The sequence below is a fragment of the Burkholderia cepacia genome, from assembly GCF_001039005.1.
Taxonomy (GTDB): Bacteria; Pseudomonadota; Gammaproteobacteria; order Burkholderiales; family Burkholderiaceae; genus Burkholderia; species Burkholderia theae.
Genome location: NZ_LDWR01000041.1, coordinates 39,109 through 58,652 on the forward strand (window position 1 = coordinate 39,109; position 19,544 = coordinate 58,652).

A 19,544-nucleotide genomic window follows, 5' to 3' on the forward strand; every position below is an offset into this window, starting at 1 on the left:
TCGCGCGCCGGGGTGGCTGCGCTTCATTGTGCGCGGTCGAACGGCCGCATGTCCGGATCGAACGCAGGCAGCATACAACGAAAAAGCACGGTCGTTCAATTTGAATTTTTATCCCGATCCGGGGACGGATCGGGCGACCGGATCGCGGGCGTTACGGCTCGCCCACCGCCGTCGGCAACACGTAATCGCGGAACGTCTCGCGCAGCTTCAGCTTCTGCAGCTTGCCGGTCGCGGTGTGCGGCAGCGATTCGACGAACACGACGTCGTCGGGAATCCACCATTTCGCGACCTTGCCTTCGTAGAACGCCAGCAGCGCATCGCGGCTCAGGTTCGCGCCTTCGCGCGGCACCACGACGAGCAGCGGACGCTCGGTCCATTTCGGGTGCGCGCACGCGATGCAGGCAGCTTCGGCCACACCCGGGTGCGCGATCGCGACGTTTTCGATATCGATCGAGCTGATCCACTCGCCGCCCGACTTGATCACGTCCTTGCTGCGGTCGGTGATCTGCAGGAAGCCGTCGGGGTCGATCGTCGCGACGTCGCCGGTCGGGAACCAGCCGTCCGACAGCGGCGACGCATCGCCGCGGAAGTAGTGGTCGATCACCCACGGCCCGCGCACCTGCAATTCGCCGAACGCGACGCCGTCCCACGGCAGTTCATGGCCGTCCTCGCCGACGATCCGCATGTCGACGCCGCAGATCACGCGCCCCTGCTTCTCGAGCAGCCGGCGCTGCGCGTCGAGCGGCCGCTGCGACTGCGCCCAGTTGAGCTTCGCGAGCGTGCCGAGCGGCGACAGCTCGGTCATGCCCCACGCATGGATCACGCGCACGCCGTATTCGTCCTCGAACGTGCGCAGCATCGCGGGCGGGCACGCGGAACCGCCGATCACCGTGCGGTTCAGCGTTGAGAAACGCACGCCGGCTTCGCGCATGTAGTTCAGCAGGCCGAGCCACACGGTCGGCACGCCCGCCGAGAACGTCACGCGCTCGGCCTCCATCAGCTCGTACAGCGATTTCCCGTCGAGATCCTTGCCGGGCAGCACGAGCTTGCCGCCCGTGAGCGGGACCGCGTACGGCAGCCCCCACGCGTTGACGTGGAACATCGGCACGACGGGCAGCACGGCGTCCATCGCGGACAGGTTCATCGCGTCGGGCAGCGCGGCGCCGTACGCGTGCAGCACGGTCGAGCGATTCGAATACAGCACGCCTTTCGGATTGCCGGTCGTGCCCGACGTGTAGCAAAGCCCCGACGCCTGCCGTTCGTCGAGGCGCGGCCAGTCGTAACGGCCGTCCTCGGCTTCGACAAGCGTTTCGTAGCAGAGGAACGGCGTCGCGCCGGACGGCAGGTGCGCGGCATCGGTCATCGCGATCCAGCCTTTCACGTGAGGGCACTGCGGCGCGATCGCGTCGACGAGCGGCGCGAAATTGATGTCGAAGAGGACGTAGCGGTCTTCCGCGTGATTGACGATGTACGCGATCTGCTCGGGAAAGAGGCGCGGGTTGATCATGTGGCACACCGCGCCCATTCCACCGATCCCGTAATACGCTTCCAGATGCCGGTAGCCGTTCCATGCGAGCGTGCCGACGCGCTCGCCGGTCTCGATGCCGAGTCGCGCAAGCGCCTGCGCAAGCTGCTTCGCGCGGCGTTCGCAATCGCGATACGTGTAGCGATGCAGGTCGCCTTCCACGCGCTTCGACACAATCTCCGTATCGCCGGCGTGCCGCGCGGCATGCGTAATCAGCGAGGACACCAGCAACGGCACGTCCATCATCTGGCCCAGCAACGGCTTACCCATCGTCTTGTTCTCCCTGAAGGACGCGAATCGGTGAAGCACCTCGAACCGGCATGCGCCCGTCAGCGGCCCGGACAGGCGTGGCGCACGGTGCGCGGGCCGCCATGCGGGCGGCGCGGCGCCGCCTTACAATATCGGCTTACCCAGAGGCGCTCAACATGTCGTTTTCCCGAAGCGCAGCCGATACGGCTGACACCCTCCCCGACCTCGCCGCCACGCTCGGCGCGCCCGCCGACGGCGCGTTCGTGCAGCTCGGCGACGCGTTTCATACGCGGCTGCCGGCCGCGCCGCTTGCCGCGCCGTACGTTGTCGGCTTTTCCGGCGAAGTCGCGCAACTGCTTGACCTGCCGCCATCGATTGCCTCGCAGCCCGCGTTCGCCGAGCTGTTCGCCGGCAACCCGACGCGCGACTGGCCCGCGGGCGCGATGCCGTACGCATCGGTGTATTCCGGCCACCAGTTCGGCGTGTGGGCCGGCCAGCTCGGCGACGGCCGTGCGCTGACGATCGGCGAGCGCGCCGGCACCGACGGCCGCCGCTACGAGCTGCAACTGAAAGGCAGCGGCCGCACGCCGTATTCGCGGATGGGTGACGGCCGCGCGGTGCTGCGCTCGTCGATCCGCGAGTTCCTGTGCTCGGAGGCGATGCATCACCTCGGCATCCCGACCACGCGCGCGCTGACGGTGATCGGCTCCGACCAGCCGGTGGTCCGCGAGGAGATCGAGACGTCGGCCGTCGTCACGCGCGTGTCGGAGAGCTTCGTGCGCTTCGGCCACTTCGAGCATTTCTTCTCGAACGATCGCCCCGACCTGTTGCGCCAGCTCGCCGATCACGTGATCGACCGCTTCTATCCGGCATGCCGCGACGCGGACGATCCGTACCTCGCGCTGCTCGAAGCCGCGACGCTGCGCACGGCCGATCTCGTCGCGCAATGGCAGGCCGTCGGCTTCTGCCACGGCGTGATGAATACCGACAACATGTCGATCCTCGGCGTGACGATCGACTACGGCCCGTTCGGCTTCGTCGATGCGTTCGACGCGAACCACATCTGCAACCACTCGGACACGAGCGGCCGTTACGCATACCGGATGCAGCCGCGCATCGCGCACTGGAACTGCTACTGCCTCGCGCAGGCGCTGCTGCCGCTGATCGGGCTGCAGCACGGCATCGCGGACGACGACGCGCGCGCCGAGCGCGCGGTGGACGACGCGCAGGCCGTGCTCGCGAAGTTTCCGGAACGGTTCGGCCCCGCGCTCGAACGCGCGATGCGCGCGAAGCTCGGCCTCGAGCTCGAACGCGAGAACGATGCCGAACTCGCCAACAAGCTGCTCGAGACGATGCATGCGAGCCACGCGGATTTCACGCTGACGTTCCGCCGGCTCGCGCATCTGTCGAAGCACGACGCGAGCCGCGACGCACCCGTGCGCGACCTGTTCATCGACCGCGACGCGTTCGATGCGTGGGCGAACCTCTACCGCGCGCGGCTGTCCGAGGAAACGCGCGACGACGCGGCACGTGCGGCCGCGATGAACCGCGCAAACCCGAAATACGTGCTGCGCAACCATCTGGCCGAAGTCGCGATCCGACGCGCGAAGGAAAAGGATTTTTCCGAAGTCGAGCGGCTCGCCCAGGTGCTGCGCCGGCCGTTCGACGAACAACCGGAACACGAAGCCTACGCGGCGTTGCCACCCGACTGGGCTGGGTCGCTCGAAGTGAGCTGCTCGTCCTGAAGCCCCAACCCGCGCGTATCGACCGACCGATCAGGAGAACCCCCATGTCCCACGATTCCGACGACAAGACCTTCCCGTACAAGAAGGACGACACCGAGTTGCGCCGCCGGCTCACGCCGATGCAGTACGAGGTCACGCAGCATGCGGCGACCGAGCGCGCATTCACCGGCGAATACACCGACACCGAGGACGCCGGCATCTACAAATGCGTCGTCTGCAGCACGCCGCTGTTCGAATCCGGTTCCAAATTCCACTCGGGCTGCGGCTGGCCCAGCTACTTCAAGCCGCTCGAAGGCGAGGTGATCGACGAGAAGGTCGACTACTCGCACGGGATGGTCCGCGTCGAGGTCCGCTGCAACCATTGCGGCGCGCATCTCGGCCACGTCTTCGAGGACGGCCCGCGCGACCAGACCGGTTTGCGGTACTGCATCAATTCGGCTGCGTTAAACTTCGAGTCCCGACCCGAAAACGAATGAGCGGCACGCCGGGCGGATCAACAGGGCGGCCTGCTCTCGGGCTGGCCGCCCCGATCCGCGACGGCGGTGCCTGGCGGGTCCCTACAACGGTGAAAGGCCGCGCAAGCGGCCTTTCACGCAGCTGCGAGCGCCATGAAATTTCTGTTCGATCTGTTTCCGATCATCCTGTTTTTTGCCGCCTTCAAGGTCTGGGGCATCTTCACCGCCACCGCCGTCGCGATCGTCGCGACGCTGGCCCAGGTCGCGTGGGTCGCCTTCCGGCACCGGAAGGTCGACACGATGCTGTGGGTCAGCCTCGGCGTGATCGTCGTCTTCGGCGGCGCCACCCTCGTCCTGCATGACGAGAAATTCATTCAATGGAAACCGACTGTGCTGTACTGGCTGTTTGCGATCGGGCTGCTCGCCGCGCGTTATGCGTTCGGCAACAACCTGATCGAGAAGATGATGGGCAAGCAGCTCACGCTGCCGCACCCCGTGTGGGACAAGCTGAACGTCGCCTGGGCGCTGTTCTTCGCGGTGCTCGGCGTCGCGAACCTGTACGTGGTGCACAACTTCACCGAATCGCAATGGGTGAACTTCAAGCTGTTCGGTACGACGGGCGCGATGGTCGTGTTCATCATCCTGCAGAGCTTGTGGCTCACGAAGTACCTGAAGGACGAATGACATGACGGACGCCTTTCTCCACGCGTCGCCCGACGAACGCATCGCGCTGATCGAAGCGCGCCTCACCGCGTCGCTCGCCCCCGTGTCGCTCACCGTGCGCGACGACAGCGCGCAGCACGCGGGCCACGCCGGCGCGGCCTCCGGCGGCCACTTCACGGTCACGATCGTGTCGGCCGCCTTCGCGGGCAAGCCGCGCGTCGCGCGGCACCGGCTGGTGTATGATGCGCTCGCTGATGCGATGCAGCGCGGCATTCACGCGCTCGCGATCGTGGCTTACACGCCCGAAGAATTCAACGAATCTTCTATCTAGTCTCATTAGGAATTCCCGATGATCCTGAAATCCCCCCGCCTATGGGTCGCGGCGGCTGCATTCGCAGCGGCACCGGCATTCGCCCAGAACATCGCCGTCGTCAACGGCACGCCGATTCCGAAGTCGCGCGCCGACGCGATGGTCGCGCAGCTCGTCCAGCAAGGACAGACCGACGGCCCGCAACTGCAGCAGGCCGTGCGCCAGGAACTCGTGAACCGCGAAATCCTGATGCAGGAAGCGATCCGCGAAGGCATCCCGAATCGTCCGGACGTGAAGGCGCAGGTCGCCGTCGCACAACAGACCGTCGTGCTGCGTTCGATGATCGAGAGCTTCCTGAAGAAGAACCAGCCGACCGACGCCGAAGTGAAGGCGCGCTACGACGACCTCGTCAAGGGCGCCGGCGGCAACCGCGAATACCACCTGCACCACATCCTCGTCGACAACGAGCAGCAGGCGAAGGACCTGATCGCGAAGATCAAGGCCGGCGCGAAGTTCGAGGATCTCGCGAAGCAATACTCGAAGGATCCGGGTTCGGGCAAGAACGGCGGCGATCTCGACTGGTCGGACCCGAAGGCATACGTGCCGGAATTCGCGGCGGCCGCGCAGAAGCTGCAGAAAGGCCAGATGACCGATGCGCCGGTGAAGACGCAGTTCGGCTGGCACATCATCCGCGTCGACGACATCCGCGACATCGCACCGCCGCCGTTCGATCAGGTGAAGGCGCAGATCGCGCAGCAGCTCGTGCAGCAGAAGCTGCAGGCGTTCGAGGAAGGCCTGCGCCAGCAGGCAAAGATTCAGTAACGCCGGCGCCAGTCGCCCGCGCATCGAAAGGCCGCTCTTCGGAGCGGCCTTTTTTCATGGTCGTTCGGGAAAAACACAAGAAAAAGCCGCTCCGAAGAGCGGCCTTGGCGGGATCCGGCGCAAGCTGCGCGGCCGTGACCGCTACGCGTTACGCGGGATAAAACACGTCGTGGTAACGAACGTCGCCCGCAGGCCTCGGCACCGATTCGTCGAACGACAGTGCGAGGAAATACTCGGGCGGCACGTCGGGAAACACGATGTCGCCGGACGGCGCGAACCCGAAGCGCGTGTAGTACGCGGGATCGCCGAGCACGACGCAGCCGCGCGCGCCGAGCCGGCGCAACACGTCGAGCCCCGTGCGCACGAGCCCCGCGCCGATACTCTGCCGCTGGCAGTCGGGCCGCACCGCGAGCGGCGCCAGCCCGTACCACTGCTGCGTGCCGGCCGGCTCGCCACCGATCGCGACCGGCGAGAACGCGACGTGCCCGATGATGCGGCCATCGCGCTCCGCGACGAGCGACACGCTCAGCGCGCCATCCGCGCGCAGCGCGTCGACGATCCGCCGTTCGAACTGGCCGCCCTGCGGCTCGCCCGCGAACGCCGCGACGATCACGCGGCCGATCGCGTCGACATCACTCGTGCGCTCGTCGCGCAGCGTGACGACCTCGACCGGCGCGTTCGGATCGAACATCATCCGGATCAGCCGATCCAGCGGCGCGCGTTACGGAACACGCGCAGCCACGGGCTCGCTTCACCCCAGCTTTCCGGATGCCAGCTCATCGCGACCGTGCGGTGCACGCGCTCCATGTGCGGCATCAGCACCGAGAAGCGCCCGTCGGCCGTCGTGACCGACGTGATGCCGGCCGGCGAGCCGTTCGGGTTGAACGGATAACGCTCGGTCGCTTCGCCACGGTGGTCGACGAACCGCATCGAAATCGCGACGCGATCGATGTCGCCCTGCTGCGAGAAGTCCGCATAACCTTCGCCGTGCGCGACCGCGACCGGAATCCGCGAGCCTTCCATCCCCGCGAAGAAGATCGACGGCGACTTCTCCACTTCGACGAACGAGAAGCGCGCCTCGAACTGCTCGGACTTGTTGCGCGTGAACTTCGGCCACGCTTCCGCGCCCGGGATCATCGACGCGAGGCTCGACATCATCTGGCAGCCGTTGCAGATACCGAGCGCGAACGTGTCGGGACGCGCGAAGAACGCCGAGAACATGTCGGCGAGGTTCGCGTTGAAGCGAACCGTCTTCGCCCAGCCTTCGCCCGCGCCCAGCACGTCGCCGTACGAGAACCCGCCGCACGCGACCGCGCCCGCGAAATCGGCGAGCGTTGCACGGCCCGCGAGCAGATCGCTCATGTGCACGTCGTGCGCATCGAAGCCCGCGCGGTCGAACGCGTAGGCCGTTTCCAGATGCGAGTTCACGCCCTGCTCGCGCAGGATCGCGACGCGCGGGCGGGCACCCGTTGCGATGAACGGCGCGGCGATGTCGTCGGCCGGATCGAAGCTCAGCACCGGCGAGATGCCCGGATCGGCCGCGTCGAGCAGCGCGTCGTATTCGGCGTCCGCGCAGGCGGGGTTGTCGCGCAGGCGCGCGATGCGCCAGCTCACTTCACCCCACGCGCGATGGAGTTCGGTACGCGGCGCATCGAAGATCTTCTTCGCGTCGCGGTACACCTCGATCGCGTCGCGATCGTTGACCGCGCCGATCACGTGCGAGCACGTCGACAGGCCGAATTCGCGCAGTGCGCCGAGCACCGCGTCGCGGTCGGCCGTGCGCACCTGCACGACCGCGCCGAGTTCCTCGGAGAACAGCGCGCGCAGCGTGCGATCGTCGCGACGGCCGCTCGTCTGCTTCGCCCAGTCTTTCGCGTCGCCGTAGTCGGATTCGTGATTCGGGTCGAGCGTCAGCATGTCGACGTTCAGCGACACGCCCGCGTGGCCCGCGAACGCCATTTCGCACACCGTCGCCCACAGGCCGCCGTCCGAGCGGTCGTGGTACGCGAGCAGCTTGTCCTGCGCATTGAGCGACTGGATCGCGTTGAAGAAGCGCTTCAGGTCTTCCGCGTCGTCGACGTCCGGCGTCGTGTCGCCGACCTGCTGCGTGACCTGCGCGAAGATGCTGCCGCCCATCCGGTTCTTGCCGCGGCCGAGATCGATCGCGATCAGCACGCTGTCGCCCGCGTCGGCGACGCGGCGCAGTTGCGGCGTCAGGTGCCGGCGCACGTCCTCGACCGGCGCGAACGCGGAGATGATCAGCGACACCGGCGAGACCACTTCCTTCGCGACGCCCTGCTCATCCCACTTCGTCTTCATCGACAGCGAGTCCTTGCCGACCGGGATGCCGATCCCGAGCGCCGGGCACAGCTCCATGCCGATCGCCTTGACCGTGTCGAACAGCGCGGCGTCTTCGCCGGCCGTGCCGCATGCGGCCATCCAGTTCGCCGACAGCTTCAGCTTGTCGAGCGACGCGATCGGCGCGCTCGCGATGTTCGTGATCGCCTCGCCGACCGCCATGCGGCCCGATGCCGGCGCGTCGATCACCGCGAGCGGCGTGCGCTCGGCCATCGTCATCGCCTCGCCCTTGAAGCCCGCGTAGTCGAGCGCGGTAATCGCGCAGTCGGCCACCGGCACCTGCCACGGGCCGACCATCTGGTCACGTACCGACGTGCCGCCGACCGAACGGTCGCCGATCGTGATCAGGAACGACTTGCTGCCGACCGTCGGGTGCTTCAGCACATCGACCGCGACTTCCGACAGCGCGATGCCCGTCACGTCGACCGGCGCGCGCTCGGTCGCGACGCGCGCGACGTCGCGGTGCATGCGCGGCGGCTTGCCGAGCAGCACTTCCATCGGCATGTCGACCGGGTATTCGTCGGTGCCCGTCGCTTCGTCATCGACGAGCTGCAACTGGCGCTCGTCGGTCGCGACACCGACCACCGCGAACGGGCAGCGCTCGCGCGCGCAGATCGCTTCGAAACGCGGCAGGTCGGCCGGCGCGATCGCGAGCACGTAGCGCTCCTGCGCCTCGTTCGACCAGATTTCGCGCGGCGACAGGCCCGATTCCTCGAGCGCGACCTTGCGCAGTTCGAAGCGGGCGCCCTTGCCCGCGCCGTCGACGATCTCGGGGAACGCGTTCGACAGGCCGCCCGCGCCGACGTCGTGGATGCTCAGGATCGGGTTTTCCGCGCCGAGCTGCCAGCAGCCGTTGATCACTTCCTGCGCGCGACGCTCGATTTCGGGGTTGCCGCGCTGCACCGAGTCGAAGTCGAGTTCGGCCGTATTCGCGCCGGTCGCCATCGAGCTCGCCGCGCCGCCGCCCATCCCGATCCGCATGCCGGGGCCGCCGATCTGGATCAGCAGCGAGCCGGCCGGCACGTCGTGCTTGTGCGTGTGCTGGTCGGCGATGTTGCCGAGGCCGCCCGCGATCATGATCGGCTTGTGATAACCGCGCACCTGGCCGTCGACGTTCTGCTCGTACACGCGGAAGTAGCCGCCGAGGTTCGGGCGGCCGAATTCGTTGTTGAACGCGGCGCCGCCGAGCGGGCCGTCGATCATGATCTGCAGCGGCGACGCGATGCGATCCGGACGACCGTACGGGCCGTGTGCGTCATTCGGGTTGCGCTCGCCGACCGGCTGTGCCGCGTCGCGCGAGTTTTCCCACGACTGGCGTGCGTCGGGCAGGTCGAGGTTCGACACGGTGAAGCCCGTGAGGCCGGCCTTCGGACGCGCGCCGCGGCCCGTCGCGCCTTCGTCGCGGATCTCGCCGCCCGCGCCGGTCGCCGCGCCCGGGAACGGCGAGATCGCCGTCGGGTGGTTGTGCGTCTCGACCTTCATCAGCGTGTGCGTGAGCTCGGTGTGGCGGCCATAACGCTCGCCCGGCTCATCGGCCGCGCCCGCGTTGCGCGGGAACCAGCGTTCGGCCTCGGCGCCGACCATGATCGACGAGTTGTCCGAATACGCGACGATCGTGCCTTGCGGGTTCAGCTTCTCGGTGTTGCGGATCATCGCGAACAGCGACATGTCCTGCGCTTCGCCGTCGATCGTCCACTGCGCGTTGAAGATCTTGTGGCGGCAGTGCTCGCTGTTCGCCTGCGCGAACATCATCAATTCCACGTCGGTCGGGTTGCGTTCGAGCTTGCGGAACGCGTCGACCAGGTAGTCGATCTCGTCGTCGGCGAGCGCGAGGCCCAGCTCGACGTTCGCGCGCTCCAACGCGCTGCGGCCGACGCCCAGCACGTCGACGCTCGCGAGCGGCTTGGCCGGCAGTTCGTCGAACAGGTGCTTCGCATCGTCGCGCGCCGCGACCACGCTTTCGGTCATCCGGTCATGCAGCGCGGCCACGACGGCCGTACGCGCGTCGTCGGACAGCGCCTTCTTGCCGCCGAGCAGGCCCGACTTCAGCGTGACCGTGAATTCGACGCCGCGCTCGATGCGGCGCACGTGCGTGAGGCCGCAGTGCTGCGCGATGTCGGTCGCCTTGCTCGCCCACGGCGAGACCGTGCCGAAGCGCGGCAGCACGACGAAGGTCTCGGCCGTCCCCTTCTCGGCCGCCGGCTCGAACGGCGCGCCGTAGTGCATCAGCGCGTCGATGCGCGCGCTGTCGTCGGCCGACAGCGGCTCGGCCGCATTGACGAAGTGCAGGAACTGCCCGCGCACCGCGACGATGTTGGCGTCGATTTGCCTGAGCGTGTCGAGCAGACGGGTTTGACGGAAATCGGAGAGGGCCGAAGCGCCGGGAAAACACGAGAAGTGAGCCATGGGCTGGACTGACGTCGATGAGTCGCGCGAGGTGGCGACGTGGGGCGAAAGAAGGCCGTAATTATACCCGGAAGTCGGTCGCCCAAGACCGGCCGATCGGTAGCCCGCATGCACCGCAACGGTGCCACGGTGTGCGCCGCGCACGGCCCGCCCGCCGGGCCGGCCCGCGCGGGCGCGACAGCCGGCGGCCACGGCGAGGCTGCACGGAACGCGCTCGCCCGACGCCGGCTCCCGCGATTTTGGCGCTATCATTCCGGGTTCACCGGGCCGGAGCCCTCAGCGAATTCTCACCGGGCGGCGTGCGCGCCGCCCGTCATCGAAGCAATCCATGGATGTCATCGTCATCGGCGGCGGAATCAGCGGCGTCGCCACCGCCTACCAGTTGCGCGCGGCCGGCCACCGCGTGTGCGTGATCGAACGCCACGCGACCGTCGCGCAGGGCGCGACCTATGGCGACGGCGGCGCCCTGCTGCCGAGCCCGCTCGACGTCTGGTTCGGCCCGACCTTCATGCGCCAGCGCCAGCCGCGCGACAGCGGCATCGTCTACAAGCCGGGCTTCAACGGCGGCGTGCGCCGCTTCGTCAAGCAACTCGGCACGCTGCGCGAGCCTGACGCGTTCGCCGCGCAGTACGCGCGGCTGCGCCCGCTGATCGACGCTTCGCGCGACATGCTCGCCGACATCGAGGCGCGCCTCGAGCTCGAATTCGAGCAGAAGCCCGGCATCCTGCACGTCGTGCGCGATCCGCGCGACTGGGACGCGATGCAGCCCGCGCTCGACCTGCTGCGCACGCTCGACCAGCCGTACCGCATGCTGAGCGCCGACGAATGCGCGGCACTCGAGCCGTCGGTGCCGGCCGAGCCCGGTTTCGCCGGCGGCGTGCTGCTCGAGACCGAGCGCACCGGGAACTGCCCGCTGTTCGCGAAACTGGTCAAGCAGACGCTCGACGAGCACGGCGTGCAGTTTCGCTTCGGCGCTGACGTCGCCGCGATCCGTGTCGACACCGGCCGCGCCGCGGTCGAGCTCGTACCGACCGGCGACCGGCACGCGTCGAACGCGCGCGAGGTCGACGTGATTTCCGCCGATGCGATCGTGGTCGCCGCCGGCGCCGGCAGCCTGCCGCTGCTCGACCGCCTCGGCTGGCGCCTGCCGCTGCACCCGGTGCGCGTCCACACGCTCACCGCGCCGGTCGCGTACGAAGAACACGCGCCGCACCTGAGCGTCGTCGACTCGATCAAGCGGATCTCGATCACGCGCACCCACCAGCGGCTGCGCGTCGGCGGCGCCGGCGTGCTGCAGAGCCTGCCCGACACCGCGAAGCCGCTCGCCGAGCCGCTGTCCGAGGCAGCGCTCGCGCTGCTCGGCCAGGCCGTCCACGACTGGGTGCCCGGTGCCGCCAGGATCTCGGCCGCGCTGTCGTGGCAAGGCACGCAACTGCTGTCGCCGGACGGCCTGCCGGTCGTCGGTCCGACCCCGCATCCGCGCGTGTTCGTCAATTTTGGGCACGGCCCGGCCGGCTGGGGGCTCGCGTGCGGGTCTGCTAAAGTGGTGACCGACTATCTGGGCGGCGACGTGCAGCACTGGCCCGCCGACACGCTCGCCGCGCTGCGCGCCGGGCGCTTCACGACCTGACCGCCGCGGGCCCGTCCCGGGCGGCCTCCTTGCCAGCCGCCACGACCCCGCGATGACCGTTACCCGCCCGTTTCCCGATTCCGATCCGATCGCGCTGCTGCGCGTCGCCGACCTGCGCGCGGCCGAAGCCGACGCGAGCGGGGCACTGCCGCCGCACACGCTGATGGGCCGCGCGGGCGCCGCCGCCGCGCGCTGGCTGTCCGAGCGCGTCGCCGGCGACGACCGCCCCGTGTGGTTCGCGGTCGGCCCCGGCAACAACGGCGGCGACGCGCTGGTGGCCGCCGCGCACCTCCAGCAGCTCGGCGTCGCGACGCAGGCATGGATGCCGGTGCCGGTCAGGCCGGACGACGCGCAATGGGCGCTCGGCCTCGCGCGCACGTCCGGCGTGCCGCTGTCGGCCACGCCACCCGCATCGCTGGACGGTTATGCGTGGGTCGTCGACGGGTTGTTCGGCATCGGTCTCGGCCGCGCGCTCGACGGTGCGTTCGCCGAGCAGGCCGCGCGCATCGCCGCGCATGCGCGCAGCGGCGGCCGCGTGCTCGCGCTCGACGTGCCGAGCGGGCTCGACAGCGATACGGGCCGGATCGTCGGCGCGGGCGCAGCCGTCGCGGCCACCCACACGCTCACCTTCATCGGCGCGAAACCGGGCCTCTATACGGGCGACGGCCGCGACCTCGCCGGCGAGATCGAGGTCGCGTCGCTCGACGTCGCACCGCCCGCTGCGCCGGCCATCGTGTTGAATGCACCCGCGCGGTTCGCCGCGGCCCTGCCCGCGCGCGCGTTCGCGTCCCACAAGGGCACGTTCGGCAGCCTCGCGGTGCTCGGCGGCGACACGGGCATGTGCGGCGCACCGATCCTGGCCGCACGCGCCGCGCTGTTCGCGGGCGCCGGCAAGGTGCACGTCGGTTTCCTCGGCACCGGCGCGCCGCCGTACGATCCGCCGTTCCCCGAACTGATGCTGCATCCGGCCGACGGCCTCGATCTCGACGCGATGACCGCGATCGCGGCCGGCTGCGGCCTCGGCACGCGCGAGGCCGCGGCGACGCTCGTGCGCGACGCGCTCGCGCACGACGCCGCGACGCTGCTCGATGCCGACGCGCTGAACCTCGTCGCGACGCACGCGGACCTCGCGGCCGCCGTCGCCACGCGCGGCGCGCGCGGCAATGCGTGTGTGCTGACGCCGCATCCGCTCGAGGCCGCGCGGCTGCTCGGCAGCGACACGGCGACCGTGCAGCACGACCGCGTCGCGGCCGCGCAGGCGCTCGCCGCGCGCTATGCGGCGATCGTCGTGCTGAAAGGCTCGGGCACGGTGATTGCGGCGCCCGACGGCCGCGTGACGATCAATCCGACCGGCAACGCGGCGCTCGCCACGGGCGGCACCGGCGACGTGCTCGGCGGCCTGATCGGCGCATGGCTCGCGCAGCGCGTCGCGCCGTACGAAGCGGCGCTCGCGGGCGTCTACTTGCATGGTCTCGCGGCCGACACGCTGACCGCGCACGGCACGGGCCCGGCCGGGCTCACCGCGGGCGAGCTCGCGCCGATGGTGCGCACGCTGGTCAATCGCCTTTTTTATGCGTCGCCGCGCGCCGACACGTAACGCCGCTATACTGACTGCCCCGCCGCACGGCGGGCCTTCTCGTCCGCCGGCTTTCCGATCCCGATGAGCCGGCGCGGCATTCCTCCCGATTCACGCTTCACTCGAACCGCCATGACGCTGAATTCGCTCCCCGCCTGGACTGCCCTTCAATCCCACTTCGAACAGATCCGCCACGCCCGGCTGCGCGACTGGTTCACGCCCGAAAACGATCGCGCGCCGACCCGCGCCGAACGCTTCACGATTCCGGGCGGCGGTCTCGCGGCCGATCTCTCGAAGAACCGCATCACTGACGAAACGCTGCGCCTGCTGGTGCAGCTCGCGCGCGACGCCGGCGTCGAAGCGCGCCGCGACGCGATGTTCACGGGCGAGATCGTCAACCCGACCGAAGGCCGTGCCGCGTTGCATACCGCGCTGCGCGCGACCGATCCGCAAGCGCCGTTCCACGCGCAGGTGAGCGCCGAGCGCGCGAAGATGGCGACCTTCGCACGCGCCGTGCGCAGCGGCGCCTGGACGGGCTACACGGGCAAGCGCATCCGCCACGTGATCAACATCGGCATCGGCGGTTCCGATCTCGGGCCGAAGATGGTCGTGCATGCGCTGCACCACGTCGCGACGCCCGACATCTCGACCCACTTCGTGTCGAACGTCGACGGCGCCGATCTCGCGCGCGTGCTCGAACAGGTCGATCCGGAGGAAACGCTCGCGATCATCGTGTCGAAGACCTTCACGACGCTCGAGACGATGACGAACGCACGCTCGCTGCGCGACTGGTTCGTCGCGCGCGGCTGCCCCGAGGACGCGCTCGCGAAGCACTTCGTCGGCGTGTCGGCGAACCCGGCCGAAGTCGTGAAATTCGGCATCGCCGCGGAAAACGTGTTCGAAATGTGGGATTGGGTCGGCGGCCGCTACTCGCTGTGGTCGGCGGTCGGGCTGTCGATCATGATCGCGATCGGCCCGGAACAGTTCGACGAGCTGCTGGCCGGCGCGAACGACATGGATCGCCATTTCCGCGAAGCGCCGCTCGAGCGCAACCTGCCGGTGTTGCTCGGCCTGATCGGCATCTGGTACCGGAATTTCTTCGGCTCACAGAGCTATCTCGTCGCGCCGTATTCGGAAGCGCTGCACTACCTGCCGTCGTACCTGCAGCAGCTCGAAATGGAGAGCAACGGCAAATCCGCGCGCCTGGACGGCACCTTCGTCGATTACCCGACCTCGGCCGTCACGTGGGGCGAACCGGGCACCAACGGCCAGCATGCGTTCTTCCAGATGCTGCACCAGGGGCCGACGATCGTGCCGATCGACTTCATCGCGGTGCTGACGCCCGAGCACGCGCTCGCGAGCCATCATCCGAAGCTGCTCGCGAACTGCTTCGCGCAGAGCGAGGCGCTGATGCTCGGCCGCACGCTCGAAGAAGCACGCAAGGTCGCCGGGCCCGGCAAGGAGGCGCTCGCGCCGCACCTGACGTTCCCGGGCAACCGCCCGACCACGACGCTGCTCGTCGATGCGCTGACGCCGCGCACGCTCGGCGCGCTGATCGCGCTTTACGAGCACAAGGTGCTCGTGCAGGCGACGGTGTGGGACATCAACCCGTTCGATCAGTGGGGCGTCGAGCTCGGCAAGATTCTCGGCAAGGTCGTCGAAGCCGACCTGTCGACCGAGTCGCTCGATCCCGCGAAGCACGACTCGTCGACCACCGCGCTGATCGCGCGCGCCCGCGCGGCGCTCAAGCGCTGACGCAACCGCGTCATGCCTATGCCGGCCGCGCAGTCCGACTTGCGCGGCCGGCAGGAAAATTCAGGCGCCGCGCTGCGCTGCGTGCGGTGCGACGATGTGCCCGGCGTCGAGCGTCACGGTCGTCGCGCAGCGGCGCGCGAGTTCGGCATCGTGCGTGACGAGCACGAGCGTCGCGCCGTGCGTGCGGTTCAGTTCGAACATCAGGTCGATGACCGCGTGCCCCGTCGCCGCGTCGAGGCTGCCGGTCGGCTCGTCGGCAAACAGGATCGCGGGGCGCGTGACGAAGGCACGCGCGAGCGCGACGCGCTGCTGCTCGCCGCCCGACAGCAGCTTCGGATAATGCGCGATGCGTTCGCCGAGACCAACCTGCACGAGCAGCGCCCGTGCGCGGTCGGCCGCATCGCGCGCGCTGATGCCGCCCTGCAGTTCGAGCGGCAGCATCACGTTCTCGAGCGCCGTCAGGTGCGGCATCAGCTGGAACGACTGGAACACGAACCCGACTGCGCCGTTGCGCAGCGCGGCGCGCTCGTCCTCGTCGAGCTGGTCGAGCGCGCGGCCGAGCAGGCGAACCGTGCCGCTCGTCGCGCTGTCCAACCCCGCAAGCAGGCCGAGCAGCGTCGATTTGCCCGACCCCGACGCGCCAACGATCGCGAGGCTGCTGCCCGGCCGCACGGCGAGCGTGATGCCGTCGAGAATCGTCAGCTCGCCCGTTGCGTCGGCGACCCGTTTGCACACGTCATGGACTTCGATGATCGGATCGGTAATCTTGAACATGGACACGACATTTCGCTGGAAAAGGCGCGCGGCGGTCGCCGCGCTGCTGGGTACCCTGCTGGCCGTCACCGCGCCTGCACGCGCGGTGACGGCGCCGGCGCCGACATCGGGCCAGCCTGTGATCGTCGTGCTCGGCGACAGCCTGTCGGCCGAATACGGGCTGCCGCGCGACACGGGCTGGGTTGCATTGCTTCGGCAACGGCTCACGACCGAGCGAATCGATTATAGCGTCGCGAACGCCAGCGTCAGCGGCGACACCACGAGCGGCGGCCGTGCGCGGCTGCCCGCAGTGCTGCAGCGGCTCAAGCCGTCGATCGTCGTCGTCGAGCTCGGTTCGAACGACGCGCTGCGCGGCGTGCCGCTCGCGACGACCGAGCAGAACCTGCGCGACATCATCGCGGGTGCCCGGCATGCGCAGGCGAAGGTCGTGCTGGTCGGCATGTACGTGCCGCCCAACTACGGGCCCGACTACACGCAGAAATTCCATGCCGTCTATACGCGGCTGTCGAAGGATCTCGGTGTGCCGCTCGTGCCGTTCCTGCTGGCCGGCATCGAGAACAAGCCCGAGATGTTCCAGTCCGACCAGATGCATCCCGCGCAGCAGGCGCAGGGCATCCTGCTCGACAACGTATGGCCGGCGCTGAAGCCGCTGCTCGGCAAGCCGCGCGGTTGACCACTCAGCCTTTCCGGATAATAAAAAGCCCCGCTCGAAGCGGGGCTTTTTATTGTTGCGTGCGAAACGATGCTCAGTTGTCGCCGTCCTGCGACTGGCTGGTCGTCGTACCGTACAGCTTCACCTTCGAGCGATCGCGCAGCGCGGTGAGATACGCCTCGCCTTCGCTCTGCGCGTCGACCTGCGCCATCTGCTGCTGTGCGGCCGCCAGTTGCTGCGGATCGACCGCCGAACCCGGGATCACCGCGTTCACGCGGTAGATCGCGTAGCCGTCCGCGCCGAGATCGACACCGACGTAGGCCGGCAGCGTCTTCGCATCGACCTTGTAGACGGCGCTCAGCGCAGCCGGCGTCAGGCCCTGCGACTGCGTGCGCGACACCTTCTGCGCGGGCGCGAAGCCGTCGGCCGACTTCGACTTCTGCAGTTCGGCGAGCTTCGCCACGCCGTCCTTCTTCGCGAGTTCCGCGGCCTGCTCGGCGACGACCTTCTGGCGCACGGCGTCCTTGATCGTGTCGAGTGCCGGCACGGCAGCCGGCTTGTACTCGGTCACGCGGGCCGAGATCAGCGTGTTGTTGCCGATGTCGATCGCCTGCGTGTTGTTCTGGTTCTTCACCGCGTCGTTCGCGAACACGGCGGCCAGGAACTTCGGATTGTTCAGCGGGCTCGTCGGCGGCAGTTGCGGATTCGACGTCGGCGTGACGGTGGCCGTCTGGATCGTCAGCTTGTACTTGTCCGCGGCCGGCTGCAGCGTCTTCGCCTTTTCATAGACGGTCGACGTGAAGCCTTCCGCGTTGTCCGAGAACGCCTTCGATGCGTACTGCTGCTTCAGTTCGGCCGCGATCTGATCCTTCACGTCCGCGAACGGCTTGACGGCCGCCGGCTTCACTTCGGTCGCCTTCAGGATGTGGAAGCCGAGATCCGACTGCACGACACCGCTCACGTCGCCCTGCTTCAGCGCGAATGCGGCATCGTCGAACGCCTTGCCGCCCGCCGTCGAACCGCGCGTGATGAAGCCGAGGTCGCCGCCCTTCGCTGCCGACGGCGCGTCCTGTGAGCTCTTCTGCGCGATCTGCGCGAACTGGTCCGGATGCGCCTTCACGTCGGCGAGCACTTGCTCGGCCTTCGTTTTCGCGGCGGCCTTGTCGGCCGCGCTTGCGCTGCCCGCCGCGGCGAAGAAGATGTGGCTCACGCGAACCTGCGCTTCGGTACGGAAGTGCGTCGGATTGTCGTCGTAGAATTTCTTGACGTCCGCATCGGTCGGCTGCGCGCTCGCGGCCGCTGCGGCCGGCGAATAGACGAGGTACTGGATCGTCGCCGTCTCCGGCGTCGCGAAGCTCTGCTTGTGTGCGTCATAGTACGCGGCGAGCTGCGCGTCGGTCGGCTGGACCTTCGATGCGAAGTCGCTCGTCTTCAGCACGAGCGCCTGCACTTCGCGCTGCTGCGCGGCCAGTTCGGACAGATGCTGCGCGAGGCTCTTCGGCGTGAACGCGCTCGACACGATGCTGGCCGGAATCTGCTGCAGCGAGAGGCTGTAGCGCACGCGCTCCTGGTACTGCTCGGGCGTCATCCCCTGGAACGACAGCAATTGCGCATAACGCTCGACATCGATCGAACCGTCGGGCTTCTTCAGCGACGCGATCATCGGGTCGCTCATCAGCGCTTCGCGCACGGCGTTGTCGGAGGCGGTCAGGTGCAGACGCTGCGTCTCGTCGGCCAGCACGCGTTGCTGGATCAGGCCGTCGAGCACCTGCTTGCGATGGTCGGGCGTATCGAACATCTTGATGTCGAACTGCCCGCCGAGCGCCTGACGCGCCTGGTCGATCTGCTGGCGGAACGCGCCGTCGAATTCGACCCGCGTGATCTTGTGCCCGTTGACTGCCGCGACGTTCGCACTATCGTCGAAGAAGCCGCGGAAACCTTGGATCCCGACGAAACCCAGCCCCGGCAACACGATCAGGAGCAGGAGCGCCATCATCAGGCGCTGGTGATTACGGAAGAAATCGAGCATGCGTGACGGGAAAATTGGACAAAACGTCCGATATTACAACATACGGGGTGGGACGGGAGAAAAGCAGACGTGGTACGCGTGAGCGGCGTCCTCCACTCCACAGTTACGCGCCAGAGAACGGGCGCAAACTGGACGCACAAATGAAAAAACCCGCACGAGGCGGGCTTCTTCATTTTCTGGCGGAGCGGACGGGACTCGCCTACATCCTGCAGGCCGCGATTGCGCTTGCAAGCGCAACCCTTCGAGTCCCGCCGGAAGCCGCGCAGGCGGCTTCCTCCACTCCGCAGTCACGCGCCCGCAAACGGGCGCAAACCGGACGCACAAACGAAAATGCCCGCACAAGGCGGGCACTTTCGTTTGTTTGGCGGAGCGGACGGGACTCGAACCCGCGACCCCCGGCGTGACAGGCCGGTATTCTAACCGACTGAACTACCGCTCCTTGGTCTGGCTGAATCAGGAAACTGGTGGGTGCTGAGGGGTTCGAACCCCCGACCTACGCCTTGTAAGGGCGCCGCTCTACCAGCTGAGCTAAGCACCCGTTCCCGATTCGTTCTGGCTGCGATCTGCGTTTCCGCATCAACAACCAGCGAGCCCG

At 68.3% G+C, this 19,544-nt stretch carries 14 protein-coding genes and 2 tRNA genes; 9 read left to right on the forward strand and 7 right to left on the reverse strand.

Features of this window, described 5'->3' with window-relative positions:
* Positions 1-151: 151 nt before the first annotated feature.
* A complete protein-coding gene (locus VL15_RS21945) occupies positions 152-1,795 on the reverse strand; it encodes a 3-(methylthio)propionyl-CoA ligase (protein WP_048248474.1) in 1,644 nt (547 codons plus the stop codon).
* A 155-nt stretch (positions 1,796-1,950) separates the two neighbouring features.
* Between VL15_RS21945 and VL15_RS21950 the strand changes: the two genes are divergently transcribed.
* The 5 genes from VL15_RS21950 to VL15_RS21970 all read left to right on the forward strand — a co-directional run bounded on the left by VL15_RS21950 (position 1,951) and on the right by VL15_RS21970 (position 5,769).
* The gene (locus VL15_RS21950) at positions 1,951-3,519 is read left to right on the forward strand and encodes a protein adenylyltransferase SelO (protein WP_048248475.1); all 1,569 of its coding nucleotides are present in this window, start codon (positions 1,951-1,953) and stop codon (positions 3,517-3,519) included.
* 44 nt (positions 3,520-3,563) lie between these two features.
* The gene (gene msrB, locus VL15_RS21955; protein WP_048248477.1) at positions 3,564-3,995 is read left to right on the forward strand and encodes a peptide-methionine (R)-S-oxide reductase MsrB; all 432 of its coding nucleotides are present in this window, start codon (positions 3,564-3,566) and stop codon (positions 3,993-3,995) included.
* Positions 3,996-4,127: 132 nt separating this feature from the next.
* Positions 4,128-4,658: a septation protein A gene (locus VL15_RS21960; protein WP_011352350.1), complete on the forward strand. Its 531-nt coding sequence runs from the start codon at positions 4,128-4,130 to the stop codon at positions 4,656-4,658.
* Position 4,659: 1 nt separating this feature from the next.
* Complete coding sequence (locus VL15_RS21965; RefSeq protein WP_048248478.1) at positions 4,660-4,968, forward strand: BolA family protein; 309 nt, start codon at positions 4,660-4,662, stop codon at positions 4,966-4,968.
* Between the two features lie 18 nt (positions 4,969-4,986).
* The gene (locus VL15_RS21970; protein ID WP_048248479.1) at positions 4,987-5,769 is read left to right on the forward strand and encodes a peptidylprolyl isomerase; all 783 of its coding nucleotides are present in this window, start codon (positions 4,987-4,989) and stop codon (positions 5,767-5,769) included.
* Positions 5,770-5,917: 148 nt separating this feature from the next.
* Here VL15_RS21970 and VL15_RS21975 read toward each other — a convergent pair whose 3' ends face one another.
* The gene (locus VL15_RS21975) at positions 5,918-6,463 is read right to left on the reverse strand and encodes a GNAT family N-acetyltransferase (protein ID WP_048248481.1); all 546 of its coding nucleotides are present in this window, start codon (positions 6,461-6,463) and stop codon (positions 5,918-5,920) included.
* A gap of 5 nt (positions 6,464-6,468) precedes the next feature.
* Positions 6,469-10,533, reverse strand: a complete 4,065-nt coding sequence (purL, locus tag VL15_RS21980) for a phosphoribosylformylglycinamidine synthase (protein ID WP_048248482.1) — start codon at positions 10,531-10,533, stop codon at positions 6,469-6,471.
* Positions 10,534-10,861: 328 nt separating this feature from the next.
* Between purL and VL15_RS21985 the strand changes: the two genes are divergently transcribed.
* The 3 genes from VL15_RS21985 (at position 10,862) to pgi (ending at position 15,494) form a co-directional block, all read left to right on the forward strand.
* Complete coding sequence (locus VL15_RS21985; RefSeq protein WP_048248483.1) at positions 10,862-12,163, forward strand: FAD-dependent oxidoreductase; 1,302 nt, start codon at positions 10,862-10,864, stop codon at positions 12,161-12,163.
* Positions 12,164-12,215: 52 nt separating this feature from the next.
* Entirely contained in the window at positions 12,216-13,760 is a 1,545-nt protein-coding gene (locus VL15_RS21990; protein ID WP_048248484.1) for an NAD(P)H-hydrate dehydratase, read from the forward strand.
* A gap of 111 nt (positions 13,761-13,871) precedes the next feature.
* Positions 13,872-15,494, forward strand: a complete 1,623-nt coding sequence (gene pgi, locus VL15_RS21995; RefSeq protein ID WP_048248486.1) for a glucose-6-phosphate isomerase — start codon at positions 13,872-13,874, stop codon at positions 15,492-15,494.
* A 60-nt stretch (positions 15,495-15,554) separates the two neighbouring features.
* Here pgi and VL15_RS22000 read toward each other — a convergent pair whose 3' ends face one another.
* A complete protein-coding gene (locus tag VL15_RS22000) occupies positions 15,555-16,268 on the reverse strand; it encodes an ABC transporter ATP-binding protein (protein WP_048248487.1) in 714 nt (237 codons plus the stop codon).
* Here VL15_RS22000 and VL15_RS22005 point away from each other — a divergent pair.
* Entirely contained in the window at positions 16,267-16,941 is a 675-nt protein-coding gene (locus VL15_RS22005) for an arylesterase (RefSeq protein WP_048248489.1), read from the forward strand. The genes VL15_RS22000 and VL15_RS22005 overlap by 2 nt on opposite strands.
* A gap of 73 nt (positions 16,942-17,014) precedes the next feature.
* On the opposite strand, the gene VL15_RS22010 is transcribed toward VL15_RS22005, so the two are convergent.
* The 3 genes from VL15_RS22010 to VL15_RS22020 form a co-directional block, all read right to left on the reverse strand.
* Complete coding sequence (locus VL15_RS22010) at positions 17,015-18,949, reverse strand: SurA N-terminal domain-containing protein (protein ID WP_048248490.1); 1,935 nt, start codon at positions 18,947-18,949, stop codon at positions 17,015-17,017.
* A gap of 362 nt (positions 18,950-19,311) precedes the next feature.
* Positions 19,312-19,388 (reverse strand) — tRNA-Asp (locus VL15_RS22015).
* Between the two features lie 23 nt (positions 19,389-19,411).
* A tRNA-Val gene (locus tag VL15_RS22020) sits at positions 19,412-19,487 on the reverse strand.
* Between the last annotated feature and the right edge of the window lie 57 nt (positions 19,488-19,544).

What these genes read in the sequence shown, in the direction of transcription:
- VL15_RS21985 (WP_048248483.1), top strand. Translation starts at nt 10,862, where the DNA reads ATGGATGTCATCGTCATCGGCGGCGGAATCAGCGGCGTCGCCACCGCC.
- VL15_RS21960 (WP_011352350.1), top strand. Translation starts at nt 4,128, where the DNA reads ATGAAATTTCTGTTCGATCTGTTTCCGATCATCCTGTTTTTTGCCGCC.
- VL15_RS22000 (WP_048248487.1), bottom strand. Translation starts at nt 16,268, where the DNA reads ATGTTCAAGATTACCGATCCGATCATCGAAGTCCATGACGTGTGCAAA.
- VL15_RS21975 (WP_048248481.1), bottom strand. Translation starts at nt 6,463, where the DNA reads ATGATGTTCGATCCGAACGCGCCGGTCGAGGTCGTCACGCTGCGCGAC.
- VL15_RS21970 (WP_048248479.1), top strand. Translation starts at nt 4,987, where the DNA reads ATGATCCTGAAATCCCCCCGCCTATGGGTCGCGGCGGCTGCATTCGCA.
- pgi (WP_048248486.1), top strand. Translation starts at nt 13,872, where the DNA reads ATGACGCTGAATTCGCTCCCCGCCTGGACTGCCCTTCAATCCCACTTC.
- purL (WP_048248482.1), bottom strand. Translation starts at nt 10,533, where the DNA reads ATGGCTCACTTCTCGTGTTTTCCCGGCGCTTCGGCCCTCTCCGATTTC.
- VL15_RS21990 (WP_048248484.1), top strand. Translation starts at nt 12,216, where the DNA reads ATGACCGTTACCCGCCCGTTTCCCGATTCCGATCCGATCGCGCTGCTG.
- msrB (WP_048248477.1), top strand. Translation starts at nt 3,564, where the DNA reads ATGTCCCACGATTCCGACGACAAGACCTTCCCGTACAAGAAGGACGAC.
- VL15_RS22005 (WP_048248489.1), top strand. Translation starts at nt 16,267, where the DNA reads ATGGACACGACATTTCGCTGGAAAAGGCGCGCGGCGGTCGCCGCGCTG.
- VL15_RS22010 (WP_048248490.1), bottom strand. Translation starts at nt 18,949, where the DNA reads ATGCTCGATTTCTTCCGTAATCACCAGCGCCTGATGATGGCGCTCCTG.
- VL15_RS21965 (WP_048248478.1), top strand. Translation starts at nt 4,660, where the DNA reads ATGACGGACGCCTTTCTCCACGCGTCGCCCGACGAACGCATCGCGCTG.
- VL15_RS21945 (WP_048248474.1), bottom strand. Translation starts at nt 1,795, where the DNA reads ATGGGTAAGCCGTTGCTGGGCCAGATGATGGACGTGCCGTTGCTGGTG.
- VL15_RS21950 (WP_048248475.1), top strand. Translation starts at nt 1,951, where the DNA reads ATGTCGTTTTCCCGAAGCGCAGCCGATACGGCTGACACCCTCCCCGAC.